This window comes from Mycobacterium sp. NGS58, from assembly GCF_059812385.1.
In genome coordinates, this window is record NZ_JCALCO010000025.1 from 56479 (window position 1) to 75995 (window position 19517).

Here is a 19517-nt window from a genome sequence, read left to right on the forward strand (position 1 = left end):
GACCCGGCGACGGCCACGTCCGTCCGCCGCCGGCGCCTTCCATCGGGATCAGTGCGTCACCCCGCTTCCACGACGATGTCGCTTTTCCGCCAGTTTTGTCGGTGGGCGGGTGTAAGTCTGGAGGAGTGCATGACGATTTCGAACGCTGCTACCGGGCCGTCCAGTCCAAGGACGCCCGGTTCGACGGATGGTTCGTCACCGCAGTCCTGACCACCCGCATCTACTGCCGGCCCAGTTGCCCGGTGCGGCCACCGTTCGCGCGAAACGTGCGGTTCTACCCGACGGCGGCGGCCGCTCAGCGAGCGGGCTTTCGAGCGTGCAAGCGGTGCCGCCCCGACGCGTCCCCCGGTTCTCCGGAGTGGAATGTGCGCGGTGACGTCGTGGCGCGAACGATGCGGCTGATCGCGGACGGGACGGTGGACCGCGAAGGCGTCGGTGGCCTGGCCGCCCACCTCGGTTACACGACCCGGCAACTGGAGCGGCTGTTACAGGCCGAAGTCGGGGCGGGCCCCCTTGCGCTGGCCCGCGCGCAGCGGGCGCAGACCGCCCGGGTGCTGATCGAAACCACCAACCTGCCGTTCGGCGACGTCGCATTCGCCGCCGGTTTTTCCAGCATCCGTCAGTTCAACGACACCGTGCGCTCCGTCTTCGAGAACACACCGCGCGCGCTGCGCCAGCGCGCCACGGCACGCTCCGGCTCGAGCCCGAATTCCCCTGGCACCGTGTGCCTTCGGCTCCCGGTACGCACGCCCTTCGCCTACGGCGGTGTCTTCGGCCATCTGGCGGCCAGCTCGGTGCCCGGTTGCGAGGAGGTCCGCGACGGCGCCTACCGGCGCAGTCTGCGGCTTCCGTTCGGCAACGCAATCGTCACCCTGACCCCCGCCGTCGACCATGTGCGGTGCGTGCTCATGCTCGACGACTTTCGTGGTCTGACAACGGCTATCGCGCGGTGCAGGCGACTGCTGGATCTCGATGCCGACCCGGATGCGGTGGACGAAGCCCTGAGCGACGACCCGGAGTTCTGCGCCGTCGTCGCCAAGGCGCCGGGGCAGCGGATCCCACGCACGATTGACGAAGCCGAACTGGCGGTGCGCGCAGTGCTGGGCCAGCAGGTGTCCACCAAGGCGGCGAGCACTCATGCGGGCCGCCTGGTCGCCGCCTACGGGCAGCCGATCAACGATCCCGAGGGATCCTTGACCCACACCTTCCCATCCGTTGAGCAGCTGGCGGACATCGATCCCATCCATCTGGCGGTGCCCAAGGCCCGGCAACGGACACTGAGCGCTCTGGTCGCCGGCCTCGCCGCCGGTAGTGTCGAGTTGAGCGCCGGATGCGACTGGGAAAGCGCCCGAACGCAATTGCTCGCCTTGCCCGGGGTCGGCCCTTGGACGGCGGAAGTGATCGCGATGCGCGGCCTCGGTGACCCCGACGCGTTCCCCGCCAGTGATCTGGGCCTACGTCTGGCCGCCAAACAGCTGGGTCTGCCCTCCGACGAACGCTCGCTCGTCGCGCGCAGCGCGCGTTGGCGACCCTGGCGTTCCTATGCCACCCAATACCTTTGGACCACTCTCGAGCATCCGGTAAACCAATGGCCGCCACAGGAGGTCGCATGATCGAGTACCGCACCATCGACAGCCCGATCGGACTGCTGACCCTGGCCGGTCGCGGCTCGGTGCTCACGAATCTGCGCATGGTCGACCAGACGTACGAGCCGAGTCGCACCGACTGGTCACCGAATCCGCGGGCGTTCGGCGATGCCGTCGAGCAACTCGGCGCGTATTTCGCCGGCGAGCGCACCGACTTCGACTTCGAATTCGACCTGCGCGGCTCCGAATTTCAGCGCAGGGTATGGCAGGCGCTGCTGACCATCCCGTACGGGGAGACGCGATCCTATGGACAGATCGCCGACCAGATCGGGGCCACCGGTTCCGCTCGCGCGGTGGGCTTGGCCAACGCACACAACCCGATCGCGATCGTCGTCCCGTGCCACCGGGTCATCGGCGCCAATGGCAGTCTTACCGGCTACGGAGGCGGACTCGACCGAAAGCGAACTCTTCTCCAGATGGAGCGCAGCCACGCGACGGTCCATCCGGAATTGACGCTGTTCGATTAAAGGCACGCATAATGTGCGAATGCAAAAACACCCCCGTTGCCGGGGGTGTTTTTGTGTATGTTCGGCGGTGTCCTACTTTTCCACCCGTATGGGCAGTATCATCGGCGCTGACAGGCTTAGCTTCCGGGTTCGGAATGGGACCGGGCGTTTCCCTGTCGCTGTGGCCGCCGTAACTCTATTTAAATTTGTTTGGTGGGGGGTGTGGCGTCGAATGTTCTGCGGCGAATTGCCGCTGAACTGGACCGTGGTTGCGATTGTGTGTTGGTAAGTTTTCGGCCGGTTAGTGCCAGTTCCCTGCACCCATTACTGGGCTTCCAGGTCTGGCCTATCGAACCCGTAGTCTGCGGGGGGCCTTATCCCTCTAAAAGGGTGAGAAACCTGATCTTGGAGAAGGTTTCCCGCTTAGATGCTTTCAGCGGTTATCCTGTCCGAACGTGGCTATCCAGCCGTGCCCCTGGTGGGACAACTGGTATACCAGAGGTTCGTCCGTCCCGGTCCTCTCGTACTAGGGACAGGTTTCCTCAAGTTTCTGACGCGCGCGGCGGATAGAGACCGAACTGTCTCACGACGTTCTAAACCCAGCTCGCGTGCCGCTTTAATGGGCGAACAGCCCAACCCTTGGGACCTGCTCCAGCCCCAGGATGCGACGAGCCGACATCGAGGTGCCAAACCATCCCGTCGATATGGACTCTTGGGGAAGATCAGCCTGTTATCCCCGGGGTACCTTTTATCCGTTGAGCGACACCCCTTCCACTCAGAGGTGCCGGATCACTAGTCCCGACTTTCGTCCCTGCTTGACTTGTAAGTCTCGCAGTCAAGCTCCCTTGTGCACTTACACTCAACACCTGATTGCCGTCCAGGTTGAGGGAACCTTTGGGCGCCTCCGTTACATTTTAGGAGGCAACCGCCCCAGTTAAACTACCCGCCAGGCACTGTCCGTGAACCCGATAAGGGTTCGACGTTAGGTGTCCAATACGATCAGAGTGGTATTTCAACAACGACTCCATACAAACTGGCGTCTGTACTTCACAGTCTCCCACCTATCCTACACAAACCGTACCGAACACCAATACCAAGTTGTAGTGAAGGTCCCGGGGTCTTTTCGTCCTGCCGCGCGTAACGAGCATCTTTACTCGTAGTGCAATTTCGCCGAGTCTATGGTTGAGACAGTTGGGAAGTCGTTACGCCATTCGTGCAGGTCGGAACTTACCCGACAAGGAATTTCGCTACCTTAGGATGGTTATAGTTACCACCGCCGTTTACTGGGGCTTAAATTCTCCGCTTCACCTTACGGTTAACGGGTCCTCTTAACCTTCCAGCACCGGGCAGGCGTCAGTCCGTATACATCGTCTTGCGACTTCGCACGGACCTGTGTTTTTAGTAAACAGTCGCTACCCACTGGTTTCTGCGGCCGAATCCCGCTCCCACCGCAAGGGTGTTCACGGTATTCCGGCCCCCCTTCTCCCGAAGTTACGGGGGCATTTTGCCGAGTTCCTTAACCATAGTTATCTCGTACGCCTTGGTATTCTCTACCTGACCACCTGTGTTGGTTTGGGGTACGGGCCGTGTATGTGCTCGCTAGAGGCTTTTCTTGGCAGCAGAGGATCACCGAATTCGCCTCAATCGGCTATGCATCACCTCTCAGGATCAATGAGCGACGGATTTGCCTATCGCTCTCCCTACAGGCTTGCCCCAGTATTACCACTGACTGGTACGGCTACCTTCCTGCGTCACCCCATCGCTTGACTACTACCAGCGAAGGTCCCACGCAGCCCCGAAACTCCATGCCCCCGAAGGGGAATGGTCGATCCGGTTTTGGGTGGTTAGTACCGCTGATTCATCAGGGACGCCTATACACGGGTACGGGAATATCAACCCGTTGTCCATCGACTACGCCTGTCGGCCTCGCCTTAGGTCCCGACTCACCCTGGGCGGACTGGCCTGGCCCAGGAACCCTTGGTCTTACGGCGGGCAAGGTTCTCACTTGCCTTATCGCTACTCATGCCTGCATTCTCACTCCCCCACCCTCCACCACCGGTTACCCGGAGGCTTCGCTGAATGGGGGACGCTCCCCTACCCACATCCACGTAGACGTGAATGTGCCGCGGCTTCGGCGGTGTGCTTGAGCCCCGCTACATTATCGGCGCATAATCACTTGACCAGTGAGCTATTACGCACTCTTTCAAGGGTGGCTGCTTCTAAGCCAACCTCCTGGTTGTCTCTGCGACTACACATCCTTTTCCACTTAGCACACGCTTAGGGGCCTTAGCCGGCGATCTGGGCTGTTTCCCTTTCGACGTACGGAGCTTATCCCCCGCCGTCTCACTGCCACGCTTTACACCACGGCATTCGGAGTTTGGCTGACGTCAGTAACCTAGTAGGGCCCATCGGCCATCCAGTAGCTCTACCTCCGTGGTGAACCACGCAACGCTGCACCTAAATGCATTTCGGGGAGAACCAGCTATCACGGAGTTTGATTGGCCTTTCACCCCTACCCACAGCTCATCCCCTCAGTCTTCAACCTAAGTGGGTTCGGGCCTCCACGCGGTCTTACCCGCGCTTCACCCTGGCCATGGGTAGATCACTCCGCTTCGGGTCCAGAACACGCCACTACACCCCAAAGGGGATGCGCCCTATTCAGACTCGCTTTCGCTGCGGCTACCCCGCACGGGTTAACCTCGCGACGTGTCCCTGACTCGCAGGCTCATTCTTCAAAAGGCACGCCATCACCCCACGAGGAGGCTTTGACGGATTGTAGGCACACGGTTTCAGGTACTATTTCACTCCCCTCCCGGGGTACTTTTCACCATTCCCTCACGGTACTAATCCGCTATCGGTCATCGAGAAGTATTTAGGCTTACCGGGTGGTCCCGGCAGATTCACAGCAGATTCCACGGGCCCGCTGCTACTCGGGAACTGATACAAGGTAGGTGACGGGTTTTCGCGTACCGGGCTCTCACCGTCTGCGGCAGGCCATCCCAGGCCATTTCTGCTAACCACGACACTTTCTGACTACCCCTCAGCCAGGTAGAGCTGAGACATATCACTCCCACAACACCGCGCACACAACCCCTACCCGGTTATACATGCGTGCGGTTTAGCCTGTTCCGCGTTCGCTCGCCACTACTGACGGAATCACAATTGTTTTCTTCTCCTACGGGTACTGAGATGTTTCACTTCCCCGCGTTACCTCCCGCACCCTATATATTCAGATACGGGTAACACGACATCACTCGTGCTGGGTTTCCCCATTCGGAAATCCTCGGATCAATGCTAGGTTGACAGCTCCCCGAGGCATATCGCAGCCTCCCACGTCCTTCATCGGCTCTCGATGCCAAGGCATCCACCATGCGCCCTTAAACACTTACTTACACACAAGAGTTAAAAAGAAATTACACATTTTCGATGGACACGTCAGCCACGAAGGACTACGCGTTCATCTAGATGCTCGCAACCACTATCCAATACTCAAACACCACACCCCACCACCAAGATGGAGGGACTCCACACGGATCGACCGAGTGTTGTCTCAGGGCCCAATAGTGTGTCTGGCAATCATTTGCTGTTGTGCACCCGGTTTCCGTCCACTACAGACGAGAACCCCTCACGGCTCGCACTCCACCATTTGGAGTGCTTTTCGTGGTGCTCCTTAGAAAGGAGGTGATCCAGCCGCACCTTCCGGTACGGCTACCTTGTTACGACTTCGTCCCAATCGCCGATCCCACCTTCGACAGCTCCCTCCCAAGGGTTAGGCCACTGGCTTCGGGTGTTACCGACTTTCATGACGTGACGGGCGGTGTGTACAAGGCCCGGGAACGTATTCACCGCAGCGTTGCTGATCTGCGATTACTAGCGACTCCGACTTCATGGGGTCGAGTTGCAGACCCCAATCCGAACTGAGACCGGCTTTAAAAGGATTCGCTTAACCTTACGGCATCGCAGCCCTTTGTACCGGCCATTGTAGCATGTGTGAAGCCCTGGACATAAGGGGCATGATGACTTGACGTCATCCCCACCTTCCTCCGAGTTGACCCCGGCAGTCTCTCACGAGTCCCCGGCATTACCCGCTGGCAACATGAGACAAGGGTTGCGCTCGTTGCGGGACTTAACCCAACATCTCACGACACGAGCTGACGACAGCCATGCACCACCTGCACACAGGCCACAAGGGAACGCCTATCTCTAGACGCGTCCTGTGCATGTCAAACCCAGGTAAGGTTCTTCGCGTTGCATCGAATTAATCCACATGCTCCGCCGCTTGTGCGGGCCCCCGTCAATTCCTTTGAGTTTTAGCCTTGCGGCCGTACTCCCCAGGCGGGGTACTTAATGCGTTAGCTACGGCACGGATCCCAAGGAAGGAAACCCACACCTAGTACCCACCGTTTACGGCGTGGACTACCAGGGTATCTAATCCTGTTCGCTCCCCACGCTTTCGCTCCTCAGCGTCAGTTACTGCCCAGAGACCCGCCTTCGCCACCGGTGTTCCTCCTGATATCTGCGCATTCCACCGCTACACCAGGAATTCCAGTCTCCCCTGCAGTACTCTAGTCTGCCCGTATCGCCCGCACGCTCACAGTTAAGCCGTGAGATTTCACGAACAACGCGACAAACCACCTACGAGCTCTTTACGCCCAGTAATTCCGGACAACGCTCGCACCCTACGTATTACCGCGGCTGCTGGCACGTAGTTGGCCGGTGCTTCTTCTCCACCTACCGTCAATCCGAGAAAACCCGGACCTTCGTCGATGGTGAAAGAGGTTTACAACCCGAAGGCCGTCATCCCCCACGCGGCGTCGCTGCATCAGGCTTGCGCCCATTGTGCAATATTCCCCACTGCTGCCTCCCGTAGGAGTCTGGGCCGTATCTCAGTCCCAGTGTGGCCGGACACCCTCTCAGGCCGGCTACCCGTCGTCGCCTTGGTAGGCCATCACCCCACCAACAAGCTGATAGGCCGCGGGCCCATCCCACACCGCAAAAGCTTTCCACCAAAAGACATGCGTCTAAAGGTCCTATCCGGTATTAGACCCAGTTTCCCAGGCTTATCCCGAAGTGCAGGGCAGATTGCCCACGTGTTACTCACCCGTTCGCCACTCGAGTACCTCCGAAGAGGCCTTTCCGTTCGACTTGCATGTGTTAAGCACGCCGCCAGCGTTCGTCCTGAGCCAGGATCAAACTCTCCAAACAAAAACTCCTCGAAGAACGAGGCGAATTTCAAATTAGAGATACCTGACAAGACGCCAAAAACTGGCATCAAATACGGCCATACCGACACACGGGGAGTGTTTAGGTATGGCCAAAAAAACAACAACAAATAAAAAGACCAAACACACTATTGAGTTCTCAAACAACACTTGTTTCGCCCGTTTTGGGGCAACCCTGCCAGCTTAATACAGGTCGGGCAGGTTAGTCAACTCCCAGTTTTGATCTTCTAGAGACCGTCTCGGGAGCAGCCGTGCCAGGCTAGTACCAATCCAGCGAGGGAGTCAAGGCCCCGATCTCGTCCACCTTCGCGTTGGTGACCGCGCTTGTGGGGCACTGACTTTGGTTACTGTACCCGCTCGATCTCCGCTCCCAAAATCGCCAGGTTCTCCACGAACAGCGGGTAGCCGCGATCGATATGGAAGACGTCGTGGACCTCGGTGTCTCCGTCGGCGACGAGCCCGGCCAACACCAGGCCGGCTCCCGCCCGAATGTCCGAGCACCACACCGGTGCGCTCGACAATTGCGGTAAGCCCCGAACGACGGCGTGATGCCCGTCGGTCCGCGCGTCGGCGCCGAGGCGAATCATTTCTTCGACGAATCGAAAGCGCGCCTCGAATACGTTCTCGGTGATCATCGACGTGCCGTCCGCGATCGAGGCCAAGGCGATCGCCATCGGCTGCAGGTCGGTAGGAAAGCCGGGAAACGGCAGGGTCGCCACATTGACGGCCTTCGGGCGCTCGTACTGCGTCACCCGGAAGCTCTCGTCGGTTTGGGTGACGGTCGCGCCCGCGTCGTGCAGCTTGTGCAGCACCACCTGCAGGTGCGCAGGATCGATACCCGTCACGGTGATGTCCCCGCGGGTGATCGCGGCGGCGATCCCCCAGGTGGCGGCGACGATGCGATCCCCGATCACGCGATGCTCGGTCGGGTGCAGCTTGGGAACGCCGGTGATGGTCATCGTCGGCGAACCCGCGCCTTCGATCTGCGCGCCCATCTGGTTCAACATCGTGCACAGGTCCACGACGTCGGGCTCGCGCGCCGCATTGTGGATGGTTGTGACGCCCTCTGCCACGACCGCGGCCATCAGGATGTTTTCGGTGGCTCCCACGGAGGGGAACTCCAGCTGGATCTCCGCGCCGCGCAACGTATCGGCTTGTGCCACTACGCATCCGTGCTCGATGTTGCATTGCGCACCGAGTTGGCGCAGACCGGCCTGATGCATGTCCAGCGGGCGTGAGCCGATCGCGTCGCCGCCCGGCAGCGCGACGCGGGCGCGTTTGCACCGGCCGACCAGCGGTCCAAGCACGCACACCGAGGCGCGGAACTGTCGGACCGCGGCGAAGTCCGCGTCGTATTTCGGTTCGTCCGGAGAGGTGATCCGGGCGACATCGCCGTCCAATTCGACGGTCGCGCCCAGGCCGCGCAGCACCTCCGCCATCAGCGGCACATCCAGGATGTCCGGGCAGTTGGTGATCGTGCTGGTGCCTTCGGCCAACAGCGTCGCGGCCATCAGCTTGAGGACGCTGTTTTTGGCGCCCCCGACTGCGACTTCGCCCGACAACCGGTTGCCGCCGGTCACCACGAATCGCTCAGCCACCCGCGTCAGTCTAGTGAAGCGGTATCGGCTTGTCAGTCAGCCAACCCACACCCGAGTACGGTTTGCTCATGGCTGTACACCTCACTCGCATCTACACGCGAACCGGCGACGACGGCACGACGGGATTGACTGACTTCTCGCGGGTTTCCAAGAACGATCCTCGGCTGGTGGCCTACGCCGATTGCGACGAAGCGAACTCGGCGATCGGCGTAGCCGTCGCCGTCGGTCAGCCGGACGAGAAGCTCACTTCCGTGTTGCGGCAGATCCAGAACGATTTGTTCGATGCCGGCGCGGATCTGTCGACTCCCGTCGTCGAGAACCCCGAGTATCCGCCGCTGCGCGTCACCCAGCCCTACGTCGATCGGCTCGAGAAATGGTGTGACGCATATAACGAGTCGTTACCGAAGCTCAATTCGTTTGTGCTGCCGGGTGGTTCGCCGTTGTCGGCGTTTCTGCACGTCGCCCGGACCGTGGTCCGTCGGGCCGAACGCTCGGCGTGGGCGGCCGTCGAGGCCGCACCCGGGCAGGTCAACGTCCTGCCCGCGAAATACCTGAACCGCCTGTCGGATCTGCTCTTCATCCTGTCGCGCGTCGCCAACCCCGACGGCGACGTGCTGTGGAAACCGGGTGGCGAGAATGCCACCACGAGTTAGCCCGGCGGCTGTTCGCTCAACGATTGACGCGGTCTAGAGGCTGCGCCGACGGGAACGCGGCGAAGGGCGCGACTCCAGCCAGGACAGGAACGCGGTCAACGCGCCCTTGTCCAAAGCGATCTCGTAGCCGGACCTGCGGTCCTGGGTGGTGTCGCGCAGCTCGATGACGACGATCTCGTCGGTCATGATGTCGAACTCGTCGCCGCGCGGCGCCCGCCTGGACACGATCTCCACGCCTCGCCGGCTCAGCCGGCGGTCCGGCCACAATCGCAGGCTGGAGAGCCGGTAGAACGCCGCTTCTCCCCCGCGATAACGGATTACGCCGTGCCGCCAGCCGTGGCCTCCGACCGCGGGAATGTCTCGCATGATCCCCGCCGTGCCACCCTGGCGCAGCTTCCACAGCCGATAACTCAGCGCGATGACGGCGCTCGCCAGCACGACGACGAGCACGACCATGCCGACCATGGGCGCGCTCATCGGCGGTTAGTCGATCACGCCGACGGCACGCAATCTCGCCCGCCCCTTGGCGGCGATACGCGGGTCGTCAGATTCAGAAGCCTCTCTGGCGGCGCTTTCGTCGATCTCCGACTCGAACTCGGCGGATTCGGCGAGGATCGTCACCGATTCCTCGGTGACAGACAGGAATCCGCCATCCACCGCGATCCGCAGATCGTCTTCGCCCTCTCTTTCGACGCGCACCATTGCGTCTTCGACCAACTGCGCTACCAGCGGGATGTGCCGCGGCAGGATGCCGATCTCACCGACGGTGGTGCGGGTGAACAGAAACGTTGCCTCACCCGACCAGATCTTTCGGTCGACGGCGACTATCTCGACGTTCAAATCCGCCATGCCACAGAGCCTTTCAGAGCCATGCCGCTCATGCCTCAGGAATCAAGTTTGGCGCCAAAGCTTTCGGCTTTCTTGGCCAGGTCGTCGAGGCCACCGATCAAGAAGAACGCCTGCTCCGGGATGTGGTCGAAATCGCCCTTGGTCAGCCGGTCGAATGACTCGATCGTCTCCTTCAGCGGCACCGTCGAGCCGGGCTGACCGGTGAACTGCTCGGCAGCCATCATGTTCTGCGAGAGGAACCGCTCGATGCGCCGTGCGCGCTGCACGAGCTGCTTGTCCTCTTCCGACAGCTCGTCGATACCGAGGATCGCGATGATGTCTTGGAGGTCCTTGTACCGCTGCAGGATTCGGATGACTTCCTGCGCCACCCGGTAGTGCTCGTCACCGACGACACTCGGGTCCAGGATGGTCGAGCTCGACGCCAGCGGGTCCACCGCGGGGAAGATGCCCTTGGAGAAGACGTTGCGGGAGAGCTCGGTGGTCGCGTCCAGGTGCGCGAACGTCGTGGCCGGCGCGGGATCGGTGTAGTCGTCGGCGGGCACGTAGACCGCCTGCATCGACGTGATCGACTTGCCTCGCGTCGAGGTGATGCGCTCCTGCAGCTCGCCCATCTCGTCGGCCAGCGTCGGCTGGTAACCCACCGCGGACGGCATACGGCCGAGCAGCGTCGACACCTCCGAACCGGCCTGGGTGAATCGGAAGATGTTGTCGATGAACAACAGCACGTCCTGGCCCGCCTCGTCGCGGAACCACTCGGCCATGGTCAGCGCGGACAACGCCACCCGCATACGGGTGCCGGGCGGCTCGTCCATCTGACCGAACACCAGCGCGGTGTCCTTGAGCACGTCGGCTTCCTTGAGCTCGACCCACAGGTCGTTGCCCTCACGGGTGCGCTCACCCACACCGGCGAAAACCGAAGTACCACCGAAGTTTCGGGCGATACGGTTGATCATCTCCTGGATCAGCACCGTCTTGCCGACGCCGGCACCGCCGAACAGCGCGATCTTGCCACCACGCACATACGGGGTGAGCAGGTCGACGACTTTGAGTCCGGTTTCGAGCATCTCAGTTCGGGGCTCGAGCTCTTCGAACGCCGGTGGCTTGCGGTGAATCGACCAGTGCTCGAAGTCTTCTCCATAGCCCGGCTTGTCGAGGCAGTCTCCCAGCGCGTTGAAGACGTGGCCTTTGACATCCTCGCCGACCGGCACCGAGATGGAGTCACCGCTGTCGGTGACCTCGACGCCGCGCACAAGGCCGTCCGTGGGCTGCAGGGAGATAGCTCGCACCAGATTGTCGCCCAGGTGCTGAGCGACCTCGAGCGTCAGGGTCTTCTTCAGATCCTCGTAGGTGACCTCGGCGCGCAGCGCGTTGAACAGGTCCGGCACCGAGCCACGGGGGAATTCGACATCGACGACGGGCCCGGCGATACGCACCACGCGGCCTTTGGTGTCGCTGTCTTGCGACTTGTCGGTCTTTTCGGTGCTTTGAGTAGTAGCAGCCATAATTTCTTCCGCTTCCTTTGCGCTACTTGGCGTCGGCGAGCGCGTTTGCGCCACCGACGATTTCGCTGATCTCTTGGGTGATCTGGGCCTGCCGCTCGCGGTTCGCCATCAGCGTGAGCTCCTTGATCAGGTCGTCGGCGTTGTCTGTCGCCGACTTCATCGCTCGTTGCCGCGACGCGAGCTCCGACGCCGCCGACTCGAGCAGCGCCGTGTACACCCGCGTCGTCACATACCGCGGCAGCAGCGCGTCGAAAAGCGTTGTCGCGTCCGGCTCGAACGAGTACAAGGTGTGCAGCTCGTCGGTGTCCTCAACATATTCAACGACCAGCGGAGCGATGCGGTGGGCGACCGCGGCCTGCGACATCATCGACTTGAACTCCGAGTAGACGATGTGCAGTTCGTCGACGCCCTGGCCGTCCTCCGATTCGTCGTCACCCGCACCCGCCATGAACGTCTCGACCAGCGTCGAGGCGATCTCCGTGGCGTTCTCGTATGTGGGTTGCTCAGAGAAACCCGTCCACGATTCCGTGATGTCCCAATTACGGAACTTGAAGTAATTCAGCGCCTTTCGACCCACCGTGTAGACGACCGGTGTCTTGCCTTCCTCCCTCAGTAGGGAAAACAGCTCCTCGGAGCGGCGAAAAATACTCGAGTTGTACGCGCCGCACAAACCACGGTCCGAGGACACCACCAGGACGCCGGCCCGCTTCGCCTCTTCTCGCTCGACCAGCAACGGATGGTCCAATGCGGCTTCGGAGGACAGCGTGGTGAGCATCGACGTGATCTGCAACGTGTAGGGCCGGGCGGATTCCAACCGGGCCTGCGCCTTGCCGATGCGCGACGTCGCGATCATCTCCTGGGCCTTGGTGATCTTCTTGATCGACCCCGCCGAACGGATCCGGCCGCGCAATTCGCGAAGTGTTGCTGCCATCGATGGCTACTTCTTGTCCTTGCCGGAGGATTTCTTGGAATCCTTGGATTCCTTCTTCTCCTTCGGCTTGTCCTTTTTGACCTGAACGGACTCTTTTTCCAGATCCTCTTCGTCCAGGGCCTCGACGTGCTCGTCGGGCACGACCGATCCACCGCCGGTGGCCGCGAAGCCCTTCTTGAACTTTTCGATGATCTCGGTGAGCTGGTTCTCACCCTCCTCCGAGAGTTTTCCGCTGTCGCGGACGCCGCTCAGGAACTTCTCTTCCGAGGCCCGCATGTGGTCCAGCAGCTCGGTCTCGAATCGTCGGACGTCCTCGACGGGCACCGAGTCCAGGTGACCGCCGGTGCCCAGGAAGATCGAAACCACCTGCTCCTCGACCGGCATGGGCTGGTACTGCGGCTGCTTCAGCAGTTCGACCAGCCGTTCACCGCGTTCCAGCTGGGCCTTGGAGGTCGCGTCCAGGTCCGACGCGAAGGCGGCGAACGATTCCAGTTCGCGGTACTGCGACAAGTCCAGTCGCAGCGATCCGGCGACTTCCTTCATGGCCTTGATCTGTGCCGCCCCACCCACACGGGACACCGACACACCGACGTTGATGGCCGGCCGCACACCCTGGTTGAACAGGTCGGACTCCAGGAAGCACTGCCCGTCGGTGATGGAGATGACGTTGGTGGGAATGTAGGCGGAGATGTCGTTCGCCTTGGTCTCGATGATCGGCAACCCGGTCAGTGAGCCACCTCCGAGATCGTCCGACAGCTTGGCGCAGCGCTCCAGCAGGCGGGAGTGCAGGTAGAACACGTCGCCGGGGTAGGCCTCGCGACCCGGCGGCCGGCGCAGCAGCAACGAGATCGCCCGGTACGCCTCGGCCTGCTTGCTCAGGTCGTCGAAGACGATCAGCACGTGCTTGCCTTCGTACATCCAGTGCTGGGCGATCGCCGAACCCGTGTACGGTGCAAGCCATTTGAAGCCGGCGGAATCGGAAGCCGGCGCGGCCACGATGGTGGTGTAGTCCATCGCACCGCCCTCGTCCAGGGCGCGCCGCACCGAGGCGATCGTGGTGCCCTTCTGCCCGATTGCCACGTACACGCAGCGCACCTGCTTGCGTTCGTCGCCGCTCTCCCAGTTCTCGCGCTGGTTGAGGATGGTGTCCACGCAGACGGCGGTCTTGCCGGTCTTGCGGTCTCCGATGATCAGCTGCCGCTGGCCGCGACCGATCGGGGTCATCGCGTCGATGGCCTTGATACCGGTCTGCAGCGGCTCGCTCACGCTCTGCCGCTGGACCACCGACGGCGCCTGGATCTCCAGCGCGCGGCGGATGTCGGTGTCGATGTCTCCGCGGCCGTCGATCGGCTGGCCCAGCGGATTGACGACGCGCCCGAGGAACGCGTCGCCGACGGGAACAGACAAGACCTCGCCGGTGCGCTTGACTTGCTGACCCTCTTCGATCTTCTCGAAGTCACCCAGGATCACCGCGCCGACGCTGTGCTCCTCGAGGTTGAGGGCCACGCCGAGGACGCCGCCGGGGAACTCGAGCAACTCCTGGGTCATGACCGAGGGCAGGCCTTCGACGTGTGCGATGCCGTCCCCCGCGTCGACGACGGCACCGACCTCTTCCCGGGAGGTGTCGGACGTGAAAGAGCCTACGTACTCCTCGATGGCGCTCTGGATGTCATCAGCGGAGATTGTCAACTCGGCCATGGCTTTTCGTCTTCCTACTTGATCGTGGTTCGCGTGTGATTGTGATGAATGGTCAATCGGGCAGTTGAGCCTGGGCGGCGGTAAGGCGAGAAGCGAGTGTCCCGTCAATCACTTCGTCGGCCACGGAGATGAGCAGCCCGCCCAGTAGTTCGGCATCGACCTGCAGCTGCACCGCTACGGAGTGCCCATAGATGCGGCCGAGCACGTCGGTGAGGCGAGACCGCTGATCGTCGCTGAGTTCGGCCGCCGCACTCACCTGGGCGACGATCTCGCCGCGCCGGGCCACGGCGACTTCCGTCAGGAATTGAACGGCTTCCTCGGCCGGCTGGCCTCGGAGCAGTTCGACCGTCTGGGAAAGCAGCGCCACCACGATGGGGTTGACCCTGCCGCTTGCGCTGTCGAGCACCTTGCGCAAAAGACCGACTCGGCCGTCCACCGGAACGGCGTAGTCGCCCAGCAGGATGGCGAGCCGCGGCTGCGCATCGAGGACGCGGGAGAACCGGAACAGCTGTTCTTCGACCTCGTCGACTTTGTCCTCACGTTCGGCGACCTCGAGCAGCGCTTGTCGAGACACGTGTTCGATGGCGTCGATGAGGTCGGAGTTGATCGACCACCGCTCCGAGACCGCCGAACGCAACACCTCGAGTGTGGCGTCGCCGACCTTGCCGGAGACCAGCCGTTCCATCAACCGGACCCTAGGGGTGCCGTCCTCGGCCGGAACGGTCAGATACCTCGTGACGACGATCTCTCGGTCCAGCATGTGTGCCACCGCCACCAGCTCAGTGGACAGAGCCGAAAGCCCCTTGTTGTCAAGGTCTTTGGCGATGGTGCTGAACCGATCCGACAGGTTGCCCAGCGCGACACGACTCGACGAGCGCATCTTGGTCATCAACGGGTACTGGACGTCGGCCGAGGCGGGCGCCATCTCCTCGAGCTCCTCGAGGAACCGGTCGACGGTGGCCGACTGCTGTTCGGGGTCGGCGACGTAGTTGCGCACCAGCTCGCCCGCCTGACGCACCGCTTCGTGGCCGAGTTCCAAGCGGAGCTGTCGGCTCAGCTGGGTGCGTAACAGTTCGACCTGGCGGCCGCCCTGTACGTTGATGCGTTCGGACTCGACATCCGCCTGGGCCCGCAACTGCTCGACGATGCGGCCGGCGTCAGCCTGGGCCTCCTCGACGATCTGCTCGCCCTCTGTCTTCGCGTCTTCCACGGCCTTGTTGTGCGCCTCGGTCGATTGCGTCAGTCGATCACTCGCCGTCGCAGCATCTTTCAGCTGTTGGCGCACGGCGTCCTGCCGCGCGGCCATCAGCCGGCGCACCGGCGGCACGACATAACGCACCACCAGAAACACGATGGCGGCAAAGCCCACCAACTGGCCGATGAAAGTCGACATACGTAATTACCGTCCGGATGTCTTGGTTGCGGATGTGGTCGCGGCGGCGGGGGCGACGTCGATGCCGAGGATTCGACTTGCCAACGTCGCCGACATCGACGCCACATTGGCGCGCAGGTCCAGTTCCACGGCGTCCCTCTCCCGCTTCAACTGCTCGGATGCCATTTGCAACGTCGACATCACCTGTTGTTCGGCCCGGGCGCGCGCGTCTTCGACCACCTTACGACCTTCGGCGCGGGCATTGTCGCGCAATGACGACGCCTGAACCCGTGCCTCGCTCAGGGCTTCTTCGTAGTCGGCCTTGGCCGCCTCGAATTGCTCGGCCGCCTTCTTGTTGTCGGCGGCCGTCTTGGCGACCATGGCCTCGCGCTCGTGCAACACCCTCATCACCGGGGGCACAACGAATGTGCCGATGACGGCCAGCACGATCAGGAAGATGGCCAGCACGAAGAAGAAGGTGCCGTTGGGAACGAGGAAGTTGCTGCCCCCCTCGGCCACCACCCGGCTGGATGCCAAAATGCTCAGACTCGCGTCACGCATTGCGGCGAATTACTTGACCGGGGTAGCGAAGACGAACAACGCCATAAACGCCAAGTTGATGAAGTAGGCCGCCTCGACCAGACCGACCGTGATGAAGAACGGCGTGAACAGCCGGCCCTGCGCCTCGGGCTGCCGGGCGATGCCCGAAACCAGCGCGTTACCGGCAATGCCGTCACCGATGCCGGCGCCGATCGCGCCGCCACCCATGATCAGGCCTCCGCCGATGAGAGCGGCGGCAGCGATTTGGGGGTCCATGCCTGCCATTCTTTTCCTCCTTTTTTGGGGGCCTATCCGGTAGCGGTCTACCAGGCCTCTGTAATGGTGCGTGGGACAAGACACTTCATAGCGGTCTCAGTCATGGTGATCCTCGATCTCCATGGATTGGCTGAAGTACAAGATGGTCAGGATCGAGAAGATGAACGCCTGGATCGCGCCGACGAACAGGTCGAAGGCCTTCCAGATCGCGTTGGGTGCCCACATGATGTAGGGCGGAAAGAGCGCGATCAGCGCGACCAGGATGCCGCCGGCGAAGATATTGCCGAAAAGTCGGAGCGACAGCGAGATCGGCTTCGCGAGCTCTTCAACGAGGTTGATTGGCGCCAGGAACGCCACATGCCCCTTGACCACGGCGAGCGGATGCCCGATGATGCCGCGGCGCCAGATGCCCGCCACGTGATAACAGACGAAGACGAAGAGGGCCAGCGCCAGCACGTAATTGATGTCCGCCGCCGCCGACTTCAGCAGCTCGGTCGCGTGTCCGGATTTGTCTTTGTACTGCAGCGGCAGCACCGACAGCCAGTTGGAGATCAGGATGAACACGAAGATTGTGACGGCCAACGGCAGCACGAACGGGGCGATCCGCATGCCGATAGCGCTCTCGATCTGTCCGCGCATCTGTTCGGTGATCGCCTCCCAGAACAACTGAACGCCACTGGGCACGCCCTTGGAGGTGATCTTCGCGCGCAGGAAGAAGGCCAGCCCGAGAACGATCACCGCGGCGATCGCGGTCGACAGGATCGTGTCGGTGTTGACCGTCATGCCGAGCCACTTGGCTTGGGTGTGATCGCCAACCTCGATTGCAGACTCGGCGAGGAACATCATCCCAGTCATCGTTGCTGTTCCTTACCTTCCGTTCCGTCCGATCCTGGGATCACGCCGCCTTCGACACCGCCCGGAGGCTCCGCCCAGTCGCCGGCGCGCAGCTTCTTCCACACCGGAAGGGCTGTCGAGAAAACCAATAGGACCTGGAACAGCGCCAATCCGAACACGACGCCAAGGCCGGCGGGCCGGAATACGTACGCGATGATCAGCCCGACGACGGTAATGATGGCCAGCCGTGACGCCGAGTTGACCGCCATCGACCTTTTCAGCGGGTGATCTTTGGCGGTGATCGCTTCAACCGAGCGGCGCACAAGCACCGCATTGAGCAAACCCAGGAGAAGTCCGACACCGAAGAAGACTCCGACCATCAGGTGATCCGACAGTCCGGCGGCGAGCACCGCCACCGCGGTGATGGCAATGCTTATCGCGAAGAGCCGAATCGGACGGAAAGCAACAGAGGGAAACACCAACGGCGCGTCCTGCGCTGGTGTCGTCACTGCAGCACCTCAATCCCAGGTTGGTAACACGGGAACCCCCCGACCGACTGATCGGTGGTCCGCCGAGCGTATCGCACGTCACAGTTGAATCACCCAAGGGGTATATCCCGGGGCCGGTCTTCATCCAGCCCACTCGGATCAGCCTCCGATGGACCCGTAGCCTGCGCGGCTTTTTGGGGTTCTACCAGCACCGTACCACATCACGAACCCCACTACTACTCCTCGTCGTAGTACTCGTCTCGGCGGCGCAGGAGCGGTATCGCGGTGGCGATGCCGGCCACGAGGATGGCGCCCAGCATTACCGCCGCGGTATCTCGCGGGCGGAAAAAGATCGTGCTCGCCGCCCCGAACGCGACGATCCCGACCCACAGATAGATCAGCAACACCACCCGACGGTGCGAATGGCCGATCTGCAGCAACCTGTGATGCAGGTGCATCTTGTCGGGGCTGAACGCGCTGCGGCCCGCGCGGGTACGGCGCACGATCGCCAGCAGCAAATCGAGCATCGGTACGAAAATGACCGCGGCCACCAGTAGGAACGGGGACAGCAGCACGAACACATCGCGGGCACCGTACGCGTTCTGTGAGACCGGGCCGGCGGCCGTCGTCGACGCGGCCGACAGCATCAGACCGATCAGCATGGAGCCGGAGTCGCCCATGAAGATCTTGGCGCGATGGAAGTTGTGCGGGAGGAAACCCAGGCAGGCGCCGGCGAGAACCACCGAAATCACCGCGGGCGGATAGAACAGCACGTCACCGCCGTGGTCGCGCAGCAGGCCGACGGAGAACATGCAGATCGCCAGCGCCGTGATCAGGCCCAGCCCGGCGGCCAGACCGTCGAGCCCGTCGACGAAGTTCATCGCGTTGACGACCGAGACGGTCAGCGCCAGGGTCAGCAGGATCGACGAGGCCTGGTCGAGCACGATGGTGCCGACCCCGCCGATGGGGATGTAGAGAACGCTCCACGCCACCCCCATGGTGACCAGCACACTGGCCGCGGTGATCTGACCGGCGAACTTGGTCAACGCATCGAGACCCCATCGGTCGTCGATCAGGCCGATGCCCATGATGACCGCGCCGGCCACCAATACCGCGGGCATGCCGGCGGAGTAGACGAACCCACGGGTGAGCGCGGGCAGTTGGGACGCCAGAAAGACAGCCGTGATGACGCCCAGGAACATCGCCAGCCCGCCCATCCGGGGGGTCGGCGTCACGTGGACATCGCGCTCCCGCGGATAGGCGACCGCGCCCAGCCGCGTGGCCAGCACCCGCACCGGTCCGGTCGCGAAGTACGTGATGATCGCTGCGGTCAACCCCACCAGCGCCAGCTCACGAAGCGGAACGCCGGCGCCGCGGTCCCCCAGCGCGAGCAACCCACCGGCAAGGTTGGTCACGTCGCTGGACATCACCGAGACCGTACTGGACAAACCTGGCACCTCGA

Annotated in this window: 14 protein-coding genes, 3 rRNA genes and 1 pseudogene; 3 read left to right on the forward strand and 15 right to left on the reverse strand. The window is 62.3% G+C overall.

Annotation, left to right across the window (positions count from 1 at the left end; translation table 11 throughout):
* Positions 1-125 precede the first annotated feature (125 nt).
* Both AC5Y4H_RS21210 and AC5Y4H_RS21215 read left to right on the forward strand, forming a co-directional pair.
* Positions 126-1613, forward strand: coding sequence for an AlkA N-terminal domain-containing protein (locus tag AC5Y4H_RS21210; RefSeq protein WP_499984693.1), 1488 nt, complete (start codon positions 126-128; stop codon positions 1611-1613).
* Complete coding sequence (locus AC5Y4H_RS21215) at positions 1610-2113, forward strand: methylated-DNA--[protein]-cysteine S-methyltransferase (protein WP_499984696.1); 504 nt, start codon at positions 1610-1612, stop codon at positions 2111-2113. Before AC5Y4H_RS21210 ends, AC5Y4H_RS21215 begins: the two co-directional genes overlap by 4 nt.
* Positions 2114-2172: 59 nt before the next feature.
* On the opposite strand, the gene rrf is transcribed toward AC5Y4H_RS21215, so the two are convergent.
* The 4 genes from rrf to murA form a co-directional block, all read right to left on the reverse strand.
* A 5S ribosomal RNA gene (rrf, locus tag AC5Y4H_RS21220) occupies positions 2173-2285 on the reverse strand.
* 88 nt (positions 2286-2373) lie between these two features.
* Positions 2374-5483 (reverse strand): 23S ribosomal RNA (locus tag AC5Y4H_RS21225).
* Between the two features lie 283 nt (positions 5484-5766).
* A 16S ribosomal RNA gene (locus AC5Y4H_RS21230) occupies positions 5767-7297 on the reverse strand.
* The 16S, 23S and 5S rRNA genes sit together here, the layout of an rRNA operon.
* A 361-nt stretch (positions 7298-7658) precedes the next feature.
* Positions 7659-8912 carry a UDP-N-acetylglucosamine 1-carboxyvinyltransferase gene (murA, locus tag AC5Y4H_RS21235; RefSeq protein ID WP_499984698.1) on the reverse strand — a complete coding sequence of 418 codons (1254 nt, stop codon included), beginning with the start codon at positions 8910-8912 and terminating at the stop codon, positions 7659-7661.
* 68 nt (positions 8913-8980) lie between these two features.
* Between murA and AC5Y4H_RS21240 the strand changes: the two genes are divergently transcribed.
* Complete coding sequence (locus tag AC5Y4H_RS21240) at positions 8981-9565, forward strand: cob(I)yrinic acid a,c-diamide adenosyltransferase (RefSeq protein ID WP_499984700.1); 585 nt, start codon at positions 8981-8983, stop codon at positions 9563-9565.
* 33 nt (positions 9566-9598) lie between these two features.
* Here AC5Y4H_RS21240 and AC5Y4H_RS21245 read toward each other — a convergent pair whose 3' ends face one another.
* The 11 genes and pseudogenes from AC5Y4H_RS21245 to AC5Y4H_RS21295 all read right to left on the reverse strand — a co-directional run.
* Positions 9599-10042, reverse strand: coding sequence for a DUF2550 domain-containing protein (locus tag AC5Y4H_RS21245; RefSeq protein ID WP_067127686.1), 444 nt, complete (start codon positions 10040-10042; stop codon positions 9599-9601).
* Between the two features lie 6 nt (positions 10043-10048).
* Complete coding sequence (locus tag AC5Y4H_RS21250) at positions 10049-10414, reverse strand: F0F1 ATP synthase subunit epsilon (RefSeq protein ID WP_499984703.1); 366 nt, start codon at positions 10412-10414, stop codon at positions 10049-10051.
* Between the two features lie 35 nt (positions 10415-10449).
* Complete coding sequence (gene atpD, locus AC5Y4H_RS21255; RefSeq protein WP_499984705.1) at positions 10450-11916, reverse strand: F0F1 ATP synthase subunit beta; 1467 nt, start codon at positions 11914-11916, stop codon at positions 10450-10452.
* A 22-nt stretch (positions 11917-11938) separates the two neighbouring features.
* Positions 11939-12847, reverse strand: a complete 909-nt coding sequence (locus AC5Y4H_RS21260) for a F0F1 ATP synthase subunit gamma (protein ID WP_499984707.1) — start codon at positions 12845-12847, stop codon at positions 11939-11941.
* Between the two features lie 6 nt (positions 12848-12853).
* Positions 12854-14545 carry a F0F1 ATP synthase subunit alpha gene (atpA, locus tag AC5Y4H_RS21265; protein ID WP_499984709.1) on the reverse strand — a complete coding sequence of 564 codons (1692 nt, stop codon included), beginning with the start codon at positions 14543-14545 and terminating at the stop codon, positions 12854-12856.
* Positions 14546-14597: 52 nt separating this feature from the next.
* On the reverse strand, positions 14598-15938 hold the full coding sequence (locus AC5Y4H_RS21270) for a F0F1 ATP synthase subunit B/delta (RefSeq protein WP_499984712.1): 1341 nt from the start codon (positions 15936-15938) through the stop codon (positions 14598-14600).
* Positions 15939-15944: 6 nt separating this feature from the next.
* On the reverse strand, positions 15945-16478 hold the full coding sequence (locus AC5Y4H_RS21275) for a F0F1 ATP synthase subunit B (protein ID WP_499984714.1): 534 nt from the start codon (positions 16476-16478) through the stop codon (positions 15945-15947).
* Between the two features lie 9 nt (positions 16479-16487).
* Positions 16488-16733 (reverse strand): F0F1 ATP synthase subunit C, encoded by a 246-nt coding sequence (locus AC5Y4H_RS21280; protein WP_065052998.1) that lies wholly within the window; start codon positions 16731-16733, stop codon positions 16488-16490.
* A gap of 96 nt (positions 16734-16829) precedes the next feature.
* Positions 16830-17588 carry a F0F1 ATP synthase subunit A gene (gene atpB, locus AC5Y4H_RS21285; protein ID WP_499984717.1) on the reverse strand — a complete coding sequence of 253 codons (759 nt, stop codon included), beginning with the start codon at positions 17586-17588 and terminating at the stop codon, positions 16830-16832.
* Complete coding sequence (locus AC5Y4H_RS21290) at positions 17585-18076, reverse strand: ATP synthase subunit I (RefSeq protein ID WP_499984719.1); 492 nt, start codon at positions 18074-18076, stop codon at positions 17585-17587. The genes atpB and AC5Y4H_RS21290 overlap by 4 nt, the downstream gene beginning before the upstream one ends.
* Positions 18077-18291: 215 nt before the next feature.
* Positions 18292-19501 (reverse strand): annotated as a pseudogene (locus tag AC5Y4H_RS21295) (glycosyltransferase family 4 protein); the annotation flags it as partial.
* Positions 19502-19517: the final 16 nt, after the last annotated feature.